This window comes from Burkholderia sp. SIMBA_062 (assembly GCF_046534765.1).
GTDB lineage: Bacteria > Pseudomonadota > Gammaproteobacteria > Burkholderiales > Burkholderiaceae > Burkholderia > Burkholderia ambifaria.
This window is the reverse complement of sequence record NZ_JAWRYD010000002.1, coordinates 296510-310640: the sequence shown is the minus strand read 5'-3', so window position 1 is coordinate 310640 and position 14131 is coordinate 296510. Positions and strand designations below refer to the sequence as shown.

The window sequence follows — 14131 nt, the reverse complement described above, 5'->3', positions numbered from 1 at the left end:
TGCGCGGGGCCCGCCGATGAACCGGCCGCCCGACCGGTCATCTTCGTTCGGCGGCGCGTGGCGGCCCGACGCGAACCCGTGGGTCGTCGCGATCGTCGTCACGCTCGCCGCGTTCATGGAGGTGCTCGACACGACGATCGTCAACGTCGCGCTGCCGCATATCGCCGGGACGATGTCCGCGAGCTACGACGAGGCGACCTGGACGCTCACGTCGTACCTCGTCGCGAACGGCATCGTGCTGCCGATTTCCGGCTTCCTGGGGCGCTTGCTCGGCCGCAAGCGCTACTTCCTGCTCTGCATCGCCGCGTTCACCGTGTGCTCGTTCCTGTGCGGCGTCGCGACCAACCTGGGCGAGCTGATCGTATTCCGCGTGCTGCAGGGGCTGTTCGGCGGCGGGCTGCAGCCGAACCAGCAGTCGATCATCCTCGATACGTTTCCGCCCGAACAGCGCAACCGCGCGTTCTCGATCTCGGCGATCGCGATCGTCGTCGCGCCGGTGCTCGGGCCGACGCTCGGCGGCTGGATCACCGATCATTTCTCGTGGCGCTGGGTGTTCCTGCTCAACGTGCCGATCGGCGCGCTGACCGTGCTCGCGGTGATGCAGCTCGTCGAGGATCCGCCGTGGCGACGCGGCGCCGAGCGGGGGATCTCGGTCGACTACATCGGCATCGGGCTGATCGCGATCGGGCTCGGCTGCCTGCAGGTGATGCTCGATCGCGGCGAGGACGAGGACTGGTTCGGATCGAACTTCATCCGCGTCTTTGCGGTCCTGTCGGCGCTCGGCCTGATCGGCGCGACGCTGTGGCTGCTGCGCGTGAAGAAGCCGGTGGTCGATCTGTCGTGCCTGCGCGACCGCAACTTCGCGCTCGGCTGCGTGACCATCGCGACGTTCGCGGCCGTGTTGTACGGCAGCGCGGTGATTGTCCCGCAGCTCGCGCAGCAGCACCTCGGCTATACGGCGACGCTCGCGGGCCTCGTGCTGTCGCCCGGTGCGCTGCTGATCACGATGGAAATCCCGCTCGTGAGCCGGTTGATGCCGCACGTGCAGACGCGCTACCTGGTCGGCTTCGGTTTCGTGCTGCTGTCGGGCGCGCTGGTCTATTCGCGGATGCTGGTGCCGGACATCGACTACCGGCACCTGGTGATGATCCGCTGCGCGCAGTCGCTCGCGATCGGCTTCATGTTCGTGCCGATCACGACGCTCGCGTACCTGACCGTCCCGCAGCGGCTCAACGACGACGCATCCGCGCTGTTCACGATGTTCCGCAACGTCGCGGGCTCGATCGGCATCTCGGTGTCGACCGCGCTGATCCGCGAGCGTACGCAGGCGCGCATGGCGCACCTGTCCACGCACATGTCGCCGCTGTCGCAGAACTTCCAGGACGCGCTGCACGAGAACGCGCGCGCGATCGGCGCGCTGTCGGGCGCGCCGCCGCCGGCCGCGCTGCAAACCGCGACCGGCCGGCTGTACGAGACGTTCATCTCGCAGGCGACGATCCTCGCGTATATCGACGTGTTCGCGATCCTCGCGGTGTTCTGCGCGTTCAGCATTCCGCTGACGTTCCTGTTCTCGCCGGTGAAGGCCGCACGCGGCGCGGGAGGGCATTGACGATGACGATGCATCGACAGCGCGGCAGCGGCCCGCATGTGTTGCGACCGCGCGGCCTCGCCGCGATGCTGGCGGCCTGCGTGGCGCTCGCGGGCTGTACGGTCGGGCCGGATTTCAAGCCGCCGCATGCGGATGTGTCGGCGAACTGGCATGACGTGCAGGCGTCGGCATCGCCGACATCGCCGACATCGCCGACATCGCCGACATCGCCGACATCGCCGACATCGCCGACATCGCCGACATCGCCGGCATCGGGCGCATCGGGCGGGTCGGCTGCCGGCGCGCACGCGCCCTCGTCGCCGACGACCGGCGCCGATCCCGACCCGCGCTGGTGGCGTGCGTTCGGCGATCCGCTGCTCGATCGCCTCGTCGAGCGTGCCGCGCGCGACAACCTTGACGTCCAGGCGGCCGTGCTGCGCATCGCGCAGGCGCGTGCGCAGGTGCGCGCGGCCGCCGCGCAGGGCTTGCCGAACGTGCGGGCGAACGCGAGCTACCAGCGCGAGCAGTTGGGCCTGAAAGGCATCGTCGAGGAACAGGGCATCGACCAGCGCGTCGATCGCCTCGGCGCGCCGGGCTCACCGCTCGACCGCTTCGGGCCGGGCACCGGCGCGCGCGTGCAGCAGGGCGCGCACGCCGCGATCGATGCGCTCGAAGCGCCGGTCAATGTGTGGCAGGCCGGGTTCGACGCATCATGGGAACTCGACCTGTTCGGGCGCGTGCGTCGCTCGGTCGAATCGGCCGACGCGCATGCGAGCGCCGCGGTCGCGAGCCGCGACGATGCGCTGCTGTCGCTCGAGGCCGAAGTCGCGCAGACCTATCTGCAACTGCGCGGCGCCGAAGCGCAACGCGCGCTGGCCGAAAACCTGCAACGCGCGCAGCGCGACCTGCTGGATCTCACGCGCGAGCAGGCCGCGCACGGTCTCGCGACCGACCTCGACGTGCGCAGCGCCGATGCGCGGCTCGCGCAGATTCGTGCCCAACTGCCGCAGTTCGACCAGCAGATCGTGCTGCTGCGCAACGGCCTCGCGTATCTGGTCGGCGGCGCCCCGGGCGCGCTCGACGACTGGCTCGACGCGCCGCGCGCATTGCCGGGCGTGCCGCCCACCGTGCCGGTCGGGCTGCCGTCGACGCTGGCGCGCCGGCGCCCCGACATCCGCCGCGCGGAGGCCGACCTGCATGCGGCGACCGCCGACGTTGGCGTCGCGGTCGCGCAGTTCTATCCGGACATCTCGCTGACCGGGCAGGTCGGGTTGCGCGCGGCGCACGTGCGCGAGCTCGCGCACTGGTCGCATCTGTTCTACTCGTTCGGTCCGGCCGTGTCGCTACCGATTTTTTCGGGCGGGCAACTGGTATCGAACCTGCGGCTGTCGCAAGCGCGCCAGGCCGAAGCGGCGCTCGCCTATCGAAGGGCCGTGCTCGTCGCGCTGCGCGACGTCGACAACGCGCTGGCCGTCTACCGCACCGACCAGGCACGCGCGGCCGCGCTCGACGATGCGGTCAAGGCCGAGCAGGGCGCGCTGGAACTCGCGCGCGATCGTTACCGGAAGGGGCTGTCGCCGTTCCTCGACGTGCTCGACGCCGAGCGGCAATGGTCGCAGGGGCGGCAGCAGGCAGTGGAGGGCGCATTGCAGACGACGACCGATCTCGTCGCGCTGTACAAGGCGCTGGGCGGCGGATGGCAGACGACCGGCCCGGCGGCGGGTGCGGCGGGTGCAGTTACGGTCGGCGCGGCGCCGCCGTCACGAGCCGATACGACCCGCGCGCAATAGCTACATCGACCACCTCGACCACCTCGACCACCTCGACCACACAGCGGCGGCCGGCGCGCGGCATCGCGATTACCGGCACGCGCGCGAAAACAGCAGCGAATCGGCGTCGTTGAAGCGGACCCGTACCGGGTCGACATACCCGGCCTTCTCCGCGACGCGGATCGACGCAACGTTGGTCGGCGCGATCAGGCATACGCTGCGTTCGAACCGGTTCTGCGCATCGAGCCAGCCGAGCGCGTGCGACAGCGCTTCGGTTGCGTAGCCTTTGCCGTGCGCCCAGCTCGCGAGCGCCCAACCCGCTTCCGGCACGCCGCGAATCGACGGCTCGACCGCGCGGTGGAAGTCGGCGAAGCCGAGATCGCCGACATAGCGGCCCGATGCCTTCTCGCGAATCGCCCAGTAGCCGTAGCCGAGCAGCGGCCACAGCCCGCGATAGGCGAGCAGCCGCATCCACGAGTCGCGCGGCGCGGACGGCTGGCCGTTGAAGATGTGCGCGACGACGGTCGGCTCGGCCCACATCGCGGCGAGCGCGTCGAAGTCGCCGAGCGGGTGGCCTTCGAGTATCAGGCGCGGGGTGTCGAGAACCGGCGGGGACATGACGGGCGGCAGGGCGCTGAATGTCATTCGGCGTTCCATGTGGAAGGGGCGGGGAAGGCGGGGCCGTGCGCCGCGCCAGGGTGCCGTACGATACCGCGGAAATCGGCGCGCCGCCGCCGATCCCTGCCTGCTTCGGGGAAATGCGACCGCATCGAGCGGATGGCCGTCGCCGGCGTCCGTCGGTGGCCGCGCGGTCAAGGTCGCACGACGACATCGCGGCCCGACCGTGGCGCAGGGCGCTCGACGAATGCGCGTCGATCGCCGGCAGCGTGTTGCGAAAGTCAGGCGCACGGCGTCACGGAAGACATCGACACGCCCGTGGGTTTCGCACGAAGCGGCATCGCGCCCGCGCCGGCCGTTCCTACTTGCGGCTCTTCAAGAAGCTGCGGCCGTGCGCCGTGATCGACGCGCCGGAGCGGCTGTTCGTCGCATGGCTGACGAAGCCCGCGCCGACGAGCTCCTGTTCGACCGACCAGCCGAGCGCCGGCGCATCGCGGCCGTAGCGCACATCGGCGAGGCGCTCGAGCGCCCAGAGCGCGGAGGCCGACAGGTTGGGGGTGTTGGACGTGACGTTGTCGTTCATCGCTTCCTCGGAGAGTGGTGATTCAGGGTGAACGGCACGAGGCCGTGGGGTCGGGCGACGCGGTGTCAACCCGCCTGCAGCAACGGCAGCAGCGCGTGGAGCGCGGCTTCCTCGTCGGGCCCGGTGGCGAGCACCTGCGCGGACGTGCCGCCATGCATCTGCAGCGCCGCGATGGCCGCCGCGTCCTTCGCGCTGCCGCTGAGCCCGTTGGCGAGCAGCAGGATGTCGCTTTCAAAGCGGTGTGCCGTCGCGGCGATCGCGTCGCGGGACGCAATCGCGCGATCGCGGTTCCATGCGGGGCCGATTTCAACGTAGACGACGGTTGCCACGATGCGGATCAGCCCCGGGCAAAGTCGTCGGAACGGCGTGCAACGGCCGGCCCGCAGGCACGGGACACGGCTTCCCGACGGGGCGCCGGGCGTTGCGCGCCCGACACCGGTGCTTCATTCATCTCGAACATGTCGACATCCTCAGCGAAACCGCCATCAAGTCCGGCGAATGATCGAAAGTGGACGATTATAATACGACAGCTGGATTATGTGTATTGCATTATAATACCGTGTGCATAACGGCCCGCCTCGTCGATCTGTCGACGGGCCGCCGCGATGCGCGGTCCGGGCCACGCGCTTGCGTGTCCGGCATTTTTTTCGATTGACCCGAACTCCCACCGAATGGAAGCTGCAATGAACGCCGCCCCCGCCTGCCCGCAATGCGCGATGGAAAACACCTACCCGGACGGCACGCTGACCGTGTGCGCGGACTGCGGACATGAATGGTCGGCCGGCGCCGGCGCGGACGCCGGCGACGAACCGGCGGGCGACGTCGTCAAGGACGCGAACGGCAATGTGCTGTCGGACGGCGATTCGGTCGTGCTGATCAAGGACTTGCGCGTGAAGGGCTCGTCGATCACGTTGAAGATGGGCACCAAGGTCAAGAGCATCCGGCTCGTCGGCGGCGATCACGAAGTCGATTGCAAGACCGACATGGGCGGCTTCATGCTGAAGGCCTGCTACCTGAAGAAGGTCTGACCGCACGCGGTTCGACCGACTCTCCGATTACCGGGCCGCCGACCATGAGCGAGGATCGAGTTTCCTATGACGCATTCCTGCGGTTTCTGGCGATGCCATTGAACGACGGCCGTCCGTTCGTGCTCGAGACAAAGCACACGGTGTCGCTGCACTTCGACCACTTCGGCACGCAGAGCTTCATGTCGCTGAAGGATCCGGTCCGGCTCGAACTCGGCTATACGCGCGTGATGATGGGCTTCCTGCTGCTGCAGCCGGCGCCCGCGCGCATCTGCATGATCGGGCTCGGCGGCGGGTCGCTCGCGAAGTACTGCTATCGTCACCTGCCCGATACGGCGATCGATGCGGTCGAGATCAACCCGGACGTGATCGCGCTGCGCGACGTGTTCAGGATTCCGCAAGACGACGCGCGCTTCGCCGTGATCTGCGCGGACGGCGCCGACTACGTCGACAGGCCGGAGGTGCGGGCGGACGTGATCCTGCACGACGCGTTCGTCGCCGACGGCATGCCGGGCCGCTGCACGGGCACCGCCTTTTTCGACGCGTGCCGTGCGCGGCTGAGCGAAACGGGCGTGCTCGCGATCAACTTCATGGACGACGATCCGGCGTTGCCGCGGCATCTCGAGCAATTGCGCGAGGTGTTCGACGATTCGTATGCGCTGCTGCCGTGCGGCGACGACAACAACTTCATCGCGTTCGCGTGGAAGAACGGCAACCCGCTGCCGTCGCTGCGCATCCTGCTCGAACGCGCGCTCGGGTTCGCGTCGGCCGGCGAGCTCAAGCTGTCGCCCACCGCCCGGCGCATGAAGGAGGGCGAGTGCATCGCCCCCGCGCGGCTCGTCTGGCGTGCGCGTGAACACGCGCGATGGGAAATCTGCACCTGAGCGCGGCGCGCCGGCTCGTGCGTGTTACTTCATGCGCTTGCCGAGCGCGCTCTTCGTCTTGTACGTGACGCCGTGCTTGTCGAGATACTCGCGGATCAACTGACGCACGACTTGCGACGGCGTGAGATCCTGCTCCGCGCAGAGCATTTCGAACGCTTCTTTCTTGGCGGGATCGATCAGGACGGTCAGGCGGGCGGTTTTCGTTTCCATCGTGCGGCAGGTTGGTCGATATGTTAATCAAATTATAATGCATCCGCTTTCGCCGCCAGGGCCGAATGCGTCATTGCAGCGTGTGCGCCGGCTCAACGCCGGCGTTCGAGCCACGCAAGCAGGTCGTCGATCAGCGGCATCGCCGCGAGCATCACGAGCAGGCAGGCGAGCGGCACGGTGGCCACGTAGCCGACATGCTTGAAGCCGATCGCGCCGGCGAGCCCGCCGACGAAAAACGACGCGAGCATCGTCGCGTGAATCCTCAGTTTCGAACGGTTGGCGATCACCGCGTGCGCGTCCACGTCGACGGCCGATCGATTCCAGTAGAACAGCTTGCCGAGCTCGATGCCGAGGTCGGTCACGATGCCGGTCACGTGCGTCGTGCGGATTTCCGCGCCCGACAGCTTCGTGATCGTCGCGTTCTGCAGACCCATGATGAAACACAGCAGCGTGACCGTTACCGGCACGAAGAACGTTTCCCACAGCGCGAGATGGCTGCCGAGCAGCCCGAACAGGAGCAGCAGCACGGCTTCGACCAGCAGCGGCAGTACGAACTGGCTCTGCAGGCCGCGGCGCCGCCCCCAGTTGACGAGGATCGCCGAGCAGCTGGCGCCGATCAGGAACGACCCCAGCGAACTGATGCCTGCCAGCGCGAGCTGGATGTCGCCGAGCGCCGTCTGATCGGCGATCGCCGACACGATGCCGCTCATGTGCGACGTGTATTGCTTGACCGCAAGGTAGCCGCCGGCGTTGGCCGCGCCCGCGACGAAGGCCAGCGAAAAGCCGAGCTGACGGTTCGCGGTCGCGCTGCGGTGTTTTCCCGTGAGGCTTCGAAAGTACTGCGCTGGCATAGGGGTACGCTCAATCGCCCGGATCGCGGGCACGGACAGGACGACCGACACCGGTGCGAGGCGGCCGCGCGGGCCACCGGCAAAGGGGGCCGGGTTGCTCGAATCATCAGCAAGACATGATAATGACATTATCATACTCTGTTAGCCGAATTGGGCTTTAAGTACAATGTGGGCCGACGCTGCCGGTCGCGGCTTGCACGCACGGCTTCAGATTCCGCACGGTCCGCGTGCGCCGTCCACGCGGCGTGACTTCGCCGCTATTTCCCGCAACGTCGCCGTTACTTCGATATCCGCCTCATGACCCCGATCAAGTTCGTTCTCCGCTACACGGCGATTCCTTTCGCAGCCATCGTGGCCGTCGTCGTGTGGGCCGTCGTGCCGTCGTCGAAGGAGATCGACGCGCGGCAATATGCGGCGCTGTCGCGCGGATACACGAGCTTTCCGCTACCGTTTCGACATGAGATCTCGGAAGCGATGGACGAGGGGCGAATCAGCGACCGGCGTTACCAGACGCTCGTGCGCGATTCGCTGGGCAATGGCGTCGCACTGGACTGGCCGGCGTCGGGTGTGGCCGACGTCGCTGCCGAGCGGCAAAGACTGGCTGAACTGCTGAAGGCCGATTCGGGCCTGGAGGAGCATCAACGATGAAGATTGCGCTGGTTTCGGTGGCGTTCGCGCTGATTATCGGAAGCCTGATTTTCGCGCTGTATTTCATGAATCACGACCGCGGCAGGAGCAAGCGGATGGCGTGGTCGCTCGCGGCGCGCGTCGGATTGTCGATTACGCTGTTCCTGTCGCTGCTGATCGCGTACCGGCTCGGGTGGATCGAACCGACGGGGCTGCCGATCGGCAGGTGACACTCGTGCGTGCCGTCCACATCTGAGGTGTTTCGGTGCGCTCGAGTTTTGCTCGGTAATCGAGGTGTTGTGATAAGAATACTTATCCCGACGGCGCGATTGTCTGCTAAAAATGGTCGGCGTGCTGCGATGAATCCAGGTCATTCATGAAATCGGCGCGCAGCGCGGATCGAAACCGCACCCCGGAGGTTGGGTTGGATTTCGGTCCGGCCTCCGGGGTATTTCCTTGAATCCGACTGATCGCCGCAGCGTGTTTACACCTCGGCGAGCCGGCTGAACGGCGTGCCGCGCGCGTTGGATTCCACACGGCGGTTATGCCGGAAGTGGTCTTCGCCCGACACCAGCACCACACCGTATTTGTCGAGCTTCACTTCGCTGCCGTACTCGCTGACGGTGTCGGTGTCCGGGTAGATCCTGACGGCCGCGGGCACGTAGCGGCACGCATAGCCGAGGCGGGTGCGGTCTTTCGTCGAGTTGGGGAACGACGAGTGCATCAGCGTCGACCAGAAGATCACGAACTCGCCCGGCTTCATCACGAGCGATACGGCTTTGCTCTCGTCGGGCTTCCAGTTCGCATCCTTCTGCAGGCTGCGGTAGTCGTAGCCGAAGAACCCGCGCTTGATGCCGTCCTTCTCGAGCGCGTTGATCTTCGCCGGATCGAATGCCATCTTCTTCGACTCGTCGTAGAACATTTCCTCGTGCGTGCCCGGTACGAAGCGCAGGCAGCCGTTCTCTTCGTCGCAGTCGGTGAAGGCCGTCCACACGGTTACCGCGCCGCCGAAGCGGCCGTCACCGGGCCACACGATCTGCGGCTTGCCCGACGCATGAGCGAAGGTGTCGGCCTGATGCCAGTCGGTGCCTTCATCGCCGGGATACTTGGGGAACATCTCCGATCGCCAGCAAATGAGATCGGGGCCCAGGATCGAGTTGAGCTTGTGGACGATTTCCGAGCGCATGATGTGCTCGCTCAGCAGGTTCACGTCGAGATGCCGGTCGTAGTTGGCGATCGGGCTGTTCGGCGGCAAATCGTAGATCGCGTACTCGCGGTCGAACAGCTGCGACCGGATCTGGCGGTATCGATCCCGTGCTTCGTCCTCCGAATAGAGTTTGAACGGGCCGATATAGCCCTGCGCACGGAAGCGGGCGATCTCTTCCTTCGTCAATTGGAAATTCGGCATCCTGGGTTGCTCCTTTGGATTTTCGTTAGCGCTTGCCTGGTATGGCGTCTGCTTGGGCGAGGCGATCGGTATCCGTGCGCCCCGTTTTCTTCGAGGATCTGCGCCCGCCGCGGTTACTGCGATACCGTTACCGCGGCGGCCGTCGTCAGGTAAGCGCGCGCCCATCCGTCCACGGAGGGCGCTGCCATCAGCTGACTCGTGGGCACTTTCAACTGCAGTTGCTCTTCGATCTGGATCTGCAGTTCAACGATGGCCAGCGAACTCACGCCGCGTTCGAAGAAGTCCTCGCCGGGTTGCAGGTCGGGCAGCCCGAGCGTGTCGCGGCAGGTGCTCAGAATTGTTTCGGTGATGTCGGTCGTATGGGTCATGGCTTGTTTTTTCTCCGGATGATTTATATCTCGCCGATCGGCAACGGGTTGCGATCCAGCTTGCCGTTCGCGTTGAGCGGGAGATGCTGAAAAACCTGGATGTCGTCGGGGATCTGGAACGGCGGCGCCAGTTTGACGAGTTCGCTGCGGACGAAAGCCTTCATGTCGGGCCGCCCCCCGGTGGACTGGATGATCGCGCTGAGGCGCTTTTCGCCGGTCGCATCCTCCGACACCTTGACGATGACTTCCTCGACGCCGGGAATGCCGGCGATGAGCGCCTGAAGCTCGTCGAGCGACACGCGGTAGCCGCGTATCTTCACGAGCCGGTCGCGCCGCCCGAGGAATTCGATCAGCCCGTCCGGCCTGCGTCGTGCCCGATCGCCGGTGCGATACAGCAGGCCGTCGACGGACCGACGCTCGATGAATGCCGCGCGCGTCGCCTCCGGCGCATTCAGATAGCCGAGCGCTACGCCATCGCCGCTTGCGCACAGCTCGCCTTCGGCGCCGTCCGGCACTTCGCGCAGCGCGCTGTCGAGAATATGGAGCCGGGTGCCTGAAACGGCGCGGCCGATCGGGACCGGATCGACTGGCCGGTTCGCGGCAGTCATCACGTGACAGCACGTGAAGGTCGTGTTTTCGGTCGGACCGTAGCCGTTGATGACGGTAATCGACGGGAACGCGTCGAATACCGCGTTGACGGCGGCCGCATTCAGCACGTCGCCGCCCGCCAGCAACGTGCGAAGCCCCGCGAGCATCCGGATGTAGCGCCGCACGACGAGATGGAACAGCGCGGCGGTGAGCCAGAGCACGCTGACCCGCTCGCGCTCGATCAGCTCGCTGACGAGGTTCGGATCGAACGTCGCTTCCTCATGTATCGCGAGCCGGGCGCCGTTCAGCAGCGCACCCCAGATTTCGAACGTGGATGCATCGAAGGTGATCGGGGACAGCAACAGCAGCGTGTCGGCGGGCGTGATCCGGATGTAGTTCGTATTGCAGACCAGGCGGATGACGCCGCGATGGGCGACGACCACGCCTTTCGGCCGACCCGTGCTTCCGGAGGTGAACATCACGTAGATCGCGCTCGCGCCGTCGTGCGCCGCATCGACGTCGGGGCCAGGGTCGTCGCGGCCCGCAGCGAGATCGTCGGCTTCGATGACTTGCCGCGACGGGTTGCGGAAAGCCTCGGCGTCGGCCGTCCGAGCGATGACGTGCCGTGCGCCGCTGTCGTCGGCATGGCGCTGCCTGACCGACTCGGAGTAGGTCGGGTCGACCGGTACGAAGGCCGCACCGGTCTTGATGATCGCGAGCATCGCGATGACGGCGTCGATTGACCGCGGCAGGCACAGCAGCACGCGGTCGTGCGCCTGCACGCCGCGGTCGATCAGGTGTCGGGCGAGGCGATTGGCGCTGCGGTCGAGTTCGCCGTACGTCAGGCGCCGGTCGCCGCCAATCAGGGCGATCGCATCAGGCGCGCGACGGACCTGCGCGGTAAACAGTCGGTTGACGCTCACTGGAGTCACGAATTTTCTCGGTCCGTGGAAAGATGGAATGACGCGTCTGGCGAACGCGGGCTATCCCCGCGCGACGCCGGGCACTGCGCGTCATGAATGGCGTATCGGATTCCTTGCACGCTTGGATCGGGGTCGTATATTCACGTGTGCATGCTCCTGATGGATATGCACATTAGAGTCGACGCGCCGTATTTGCGAAACTACGAATTCCCATAGGTTTCGTTCGGAAATCGGCGCGACGTGCCCGGCGCCGGCGTCTATTCGGCAAGGTTGAGGAGCACTGGATGGTGAAGGAACTCGGTGTAGCGTTCAGGATTCCCAATCTGATGACCGAGTGGTCGATCCGCCGGACGTTTCCCTAACGTCTTGTCGCGGCAGAATCCCGAAACAGCGCATCGAGGTCCGGCGCGCGGCCGCGAAACGCGATGAACGATTCCATGGCGGGTCGACTGCCCCCGGGCCCCAGAATTTCCGTCCGATAGCGCTTTCCGATTTCGCGCCTGCCGGCATTCGCATGCGTGGCGCCGGCGTTTTCCAGCGCGGCATAGGCATCGGCCGCGAGGACCTTCGCCCATTGATAACTGTAATAGGCCGCTGCGTAGTCGCCGGCGAAGATATGCCCGAAGGTGTTCACGCTTCTTGAAAGCGGGTCCGGCGGCGTGGCCTCGTAGGCGTGGTGAATGGCTTCCACCCAATGGAGGATCGACTGGTTCGAGGCCATCGCACGCGCGGAATGCAGTTCGAGGTCCAGCGCCGACAACGCAATCTGATGCGCCATCTCGATACCATGGTCGACATGGCGTGCCGCCAGCATGCGGTCGAACAGCGTGCGCGGCAGCGCTGCGCCTGTCTCCACGTGAGCGCTCAACGCGACAAGCACCTCCCACTCCCGGCAGAATTGCTCCATGAATTGCGACGGGAATTCGACGGCGTCCCATTCGACGCCTTTCGCCCCGGACACCGCGCTTTCGGTGACGTCGGTCAGCATGTGATGGAGACAGTGGCCCATCTCGTGAAACAGCGTGACCACCTGTTCGAACGCGAAGCAGGCCGGCTCCGCTGCGGCGACGTTGCACATCAGATAGGCCGCGGGCAGCCGGATCGTGCCGTCCGCGCGCGTGCCGCGCGATCCGCCGCTGGCTGCCCATGCGCCGTCCCGTTTTCCCGGGCGCGCGTACAGGTCCAGATAGAGATGGGCGACCGGATGGCCGCGCGCGTCGTCCAGCCGGTACAGCCGGACATCTTCGTGCCAGACGCTGCCGGTCGCGGGGAGGACCTTGATGTCGAACAGCGTCTCGACCAGCTTGAACAGCCCATGCAGCACGGCTTGTTCGGGGAAGTACCGGCGGACCTCGTCCGTCGAGACACCGAAGCGCTGCATGCGCAGGTGTTCCATCGCGAAGGGAAGATCCCACGGCTGCAGCTCGCGAATGCCGAGGGCATCGCGGGCGAAGGATTGCAGGGCTTGCCATTCGGCGGCCGCCTGCGGGCGGATGCGCCGATGCAGATCGTCCAGAAACGACTGTGCGCATTCGGGGGAGCGCGCCATCTTCTGCGCGAGCGAGAGGCCGGCGAAATCTCGATGGCCGAGCAGCCGGGCCTCCTCGTGCCGCAGGGCCAGCAGTTCGGTCATGACGGGCATGTTGTCCCATGCCGCCGCGCCGTCGGCATAGTGTTCGCCCAGCTCGGATGCCCGGGCTGACCGGGCCCGGTACAAGCGTTCCCGTAGCGCGCGGCACTCGGAGAACTGCATGACCGGATGGTAGGACGCGAAATCCAGCGTGAAGAGATGGCCGTCGCGGCCGCATTGCCGCGCAGCCGCCCGAGCGGCGGCGCGCACGTGGTCGGGCAGGCCGGCCAGTTCGTCGTCCGCCGTCACGCGGTACGAATAAGCGCGGGTAGCGTCGGCGATGTTGTCCTGGAACGTCTTCGCGAGCAACGCCTGGCGTTCGCGTATGCAGTTCAGCCGCGTGCGCGGGCCGGGCGGCAGCTCGCCACCCGCCAGCAGCGCGTCGCGGATCAGGTTGCGCAGAACCTGCTGCCGCTCGGCCGACAGGGTCGCGAACGCATCGGAGGCGACGATGGCCTGGTATCGGCCGAGCAGCGCGGTGTCCTGACGAAAGCGCGACAACGCGGACGACACGAGGCCCACGCATTCCCCATAGGCGGCGCGCAAGGGCGCCGAATCGCGAACCGTGACAAGGTGGGTGACGATGCCCCACGTGTATTCGAGCGCCTCGATCGCCAGGCAGATCGGTTCGATCACGTTCGCCCAGCTCGACCGGCGCGGCGCCGCGCCCGCGTGCTCGATCGCGTTGTCGAGCTCGAGCAGGCAGGCGTCGACGGCGGGGCGCACATGGAGCGCGCGAATGGCCTCGAAGCAAGGTAGCTGCGATCGATCCAGAAGGGGATTGACGGAATGCATTGAGCGCAAGAGCTTGCTCCGTTTTCGAAGTCGCTGAACGATAGCGGCGATTGTATGACGGGCATTCGATGCGCAACACGCTTATCGACCTATTACTTATTGCAGTTACTGCTGCGAGAGCGTCGCGTTACTATTTTTCTCAATTCTTGATATTTTATGAGAACCATGTCGATGGAAATGACGATCGAGAGAAGTCGCATGTGGTTCCGATGCAGAGCATTCGCATAACTAAACAAGGTGATGTCATTCCGCGCAGCTCGATCC

At 66.1% G+C, this 14131-nt stretch carries 15 protein-coding genes; 6 read left to right on the top strand and 9 right to left on the bottom strand.

Annotated elements, in window-relative coordinates:
* The first annotated feature begins 16 nt into the window (after positions 1–16).
* Positions 17–1609 (top strand): DHA2 family efflux MFS transporter permease subunit, encoded by a 1593-nt coding sequence (locus SB786_RS03095; RefSeq protein ID WP_410726125.1) that lies wholly within the window; start codon positions 17–19, stop codon positions 1607–1609.
* A gap of 2 nt (positions 1610–1611) precedes the next feature.
* Positions 1612–3378, top strand: a complete 1767-nt coding sequence (locus tag SB786_RS03090; protein ID WP_410726124.1) for an efflux transporter outer membrane subunit — start codon at positions 1612–1614, stop codon at positions 3376–3378.
* A gap of 69 nt (positions 3379–3447) precedes the next feature.
* Here the strand turns inward: SB786_RS03090 and SB786_RS03085 are convergent, their stop codons facing one another.
* From SB786_RS03085 to SB786_RS03075, 3 genes are all read right to left on the bottom strand, one after another.
* A complete protein-coding gene (locus SB786_RS03085; protein ID WP_410726123.1) occupies positions 3448–4002 on the bottom strand; it encodes a GNAT family N-acetyltransferase in 555 nt (184 codons plus the stop codon).
* A 334-nt stretch (positions 4003–4336) separates the two neighbouring features.
* Positions 4337–4558, bottom strand: a complete 222-nt coding sequence (locus SB786_RS03080) for a hypothetical protein (RefSeq protein WP_006761326.1) — start codon at positions 4556–4558, stop codon at positions 4337–4339.
* 65 nt (positions 4559–4623) lie between these two features.
* A complete protein-coding gene (locus SB786_RS03075) occupies positions 4624–4887 on the bottom strand; it encodes an HPr family phosphocarrier protein (protein ID WP_410726122.1) in 264 nt (87 codons plus the stop codon).
* Between the two features lie 354 nt (positions 4888–5241).
* Between SB786_RS03075 and SB786_RS03070 the strand changes: the two genes are divergently transcribed.
* Together SB786_RS03070 and SB786_RS03065 are read left to right on the top strand one after the other, a co-directional pair.
* A complete protein-coding gene (locus SB786_RS03070; RefSeq protein WP_006752903.1) occupies positions 5242–5586 on the top strand; it encodes a zinc ribbon domain-containing protein YjdM in 345 nt (114 codons plus the stop codon).
* A 44-nt stretch (positions 5587–5630) separates the two neighbouring features.
* A complete protein-coding gene (locus SB786_RS03065; protein WP_410726121.1) occupies positions 5631–6467 on the top strand; it encodes a spermidine synthase in 837 nt (278 codons plus the stop codon).
* Between the two features lie 24 nt (positions 6468–6491).
* On the opposite strand, the gene SB786_RS03060 is transcribed toward SB786_RS03065, so the two are convergent.
* Together SB786_RS03060 and SB786_RS03055 are read right to left on the bottom strand one after the other, a co-directional pair.
* Positions 6492–6677: a ribbon-helix-helix protein, CopG family gene (locus SB786_RS03060; RefSeq protein ID WP_006752901.1), complete on the bottom strand. Its 186-nt coding sequence runs from the start codon at positions 6675–6677 to the stop codon at positions 6492–6494.
* Positions 6678–6769: 92 nt separating this feature from the next.
* The gene (locus SB786_RS03055; protein ID WP_175736693.1) at positions 6770–7528 is read right to left on the bottom strand and encodes a YoaK family protein; all 759 of its coding nucleotides are present in this window, start codon (positions 7526–7528) and stop codon (positions 6770–6772) included.
* Between the two features lie 297 nt (positions 7529–7825).
* Here SB786_RS03055 and SB786_RS03050 point away from each other — a divergent pair, with 297 nt between their 5' ends.
* Both SB786_RS03050 and SB786_RS03045 read left to right on the top strand, forming a co-directional pair.
* Positions 7826–8176, top strand: a complete 351-nt coding sequence (locus tag SB786_RS03050) for a hypothetical protein (RefSeq protein ID WP_410726120.1) — start codon at positions 7826–7828, stop codon at positions 8174–8176.
* A complete protein-coding gene (locus SB786_RS03045) occupies positions 8173–8385 on the top strand; it encodes a twin transmembrane helix small protein (protein WP_006752898.1) in 213 nt (70 codons plus the stop codon). Before SB786_RS03050 ends, SB786_RS03045 begins: the two co-directional genes overlap by 4 nt.
* A 254-nt stretch (positions 8386–8639) precedes the next feature.
* Here the strand turns inward: SB786_RS03045 and SB786_RS03040 are convergent, their stop codons facing one another.
* The 4 genes from SB786_RS03040 to SB786_RS03025 all read right to left on the bottom strand — a co-directional run bounded on the left by SB786_RS03040 (position 8640) and on the right by SB786_RS03025 (position 13867).
* Entirely contained in the window at positions 8640–9563 is a 924-nt protein-coding gene (locus SB786_RS03040) for a chlorinating enzyme (RefSeq protein WP_410726119.1), read from the bottom strand.
* A 113-nt stretch (positions 9564–9676) separates the two neighbouring features.
* Positions 9677–9931, bottom strand: coding sequence for an acyl carrier protein (locus tag SB786_RS03035; RefSeq protein WP_410726118.1), 255 nt, complete (start codon positions 9929–9931; stop codon positions 9677–9679).
* A gap of 23 nt (positions 9932–9954) precedes the next feature.
* Entirely contained in the window at positions 9955–11451 is a 1497-nt protein-coding gene (locus SB786_RS03030; protein ID WP_410726117.1) for an amino acid adenylation domain-containing protein, read from the bottom strand.
* Positions 11452–11800: 349 nt separating this feature from the next.
* On the bottom strand, positions 11801–13867 hold the full coding sequence (locus SB786_RS03025) for a M3 family metallopeptidase (RefSeq protein ID WP_410726187.1): 2067 nt from the start codon (positions 13865–13867) through the stop codon (positions 11801–11803).
* Positions 13868–14131: the final 264 nt, after the last annotated feature.

What these genes read in the sequence shown, in the direction of transcription:
- SB786_RS03095 (WP_410726125.1), top strand. Translation starts at nt 17, where the DNA reads ATGAACCGGCCGCCCGACCGGTCATCTTCGTTCGGCGGCGCGTGGCGG.
- SB786_RS03090 (WP_410726124.1), top strand. Translation starts at nt 1,612, where the DNA reads ATGACGATGCATCGACAGCGCGGCAGCGGCCCGCATGTGTTGCGACCG.
- SB786_RS03085 (WP_410726123.1), bottom strand. Translation starts at nt 4,002, where the DNA reads ATGACATTCAGCGCCCTGCCGCCCGTCATGTCCCCGCCGGTTCTCGAC.
- SB786_RS03080 (WP_006761326.1), bottom strand. Translation starts at nt 4,558, where the DNA reads ATGAACGACAACGTCACGTCCAACACCCCCAACCTGTCGGCCTCCGCG.
- SB786_RS03070 (WP_006752903.1), top strand. Translation starts at nt 5,242, where the DNA reads ATGAACGCCGCCCCCGCCTGCCCGCAATGCGCGATGGAAAACACCTAC.
- SB786_RS03065 (WP_410726121.1), top strand. Translation starts at nt 5,631, where the DNA reads ATGAGCGAGGATCGAGTTTCCTATGACGCATTCCTGCGGTTTCTGGCG.
- SB786_RS03060 (WP_006752901.1), bottom strand. Translation starts at nt 6,677, where the DNA reads ATGGAAACGAAAACCGCCCGCCTGACCGTCCTGATCGATCCCGCCAAG.
- SB786_RS03055 (WP_175736693.1), bottom strand. Translation starts at nt 7,528, where the DNA reads ATGCCAGCGCAGTACTTTCGAAGCCTCACGGGAAAACACCGCAGCGCG.
- SB786_RS03050 (WP_410726120.1), top strand. Translation starts at nt 7,826, where the DNA reads ATGACCCCGATCAAGTTCGTTCTCCGCTACACGGCGATTCCTTTCGCA.
- SB786_RS03045 (WP_006752898.1), top strand. Translation starts at nt 8,173, where the DNA reads ATGAAGATTGCGCTGGTTTCGGTGGCGTTCGCGCTGATTATCGGAAGC.
- SB786_RS03040 (WP_410726119.1), bottom strand. Translation starts at nt 9,563, where the DNA reads ATGCCGAATTTCCAATTGACGAAGGAAGAGATCGCCCGCTTCCGTGCG.
- SB786_RS03035 (WP_410726118.1), bottom strand. Translation starts at nt 9,931, where the DNA reads ATGACCCATACGACCGACATCACCGAAACAATTCTGAGCACCTGCCGC.
- SB786_RS03025 (WP_410726187.1), bottom strand. Translation starts at nt 13,867, where the DNA reads ATGCATTCCGTCAATCCCCTTCTGGATCGATCGCAGCTACCTTGCTTC.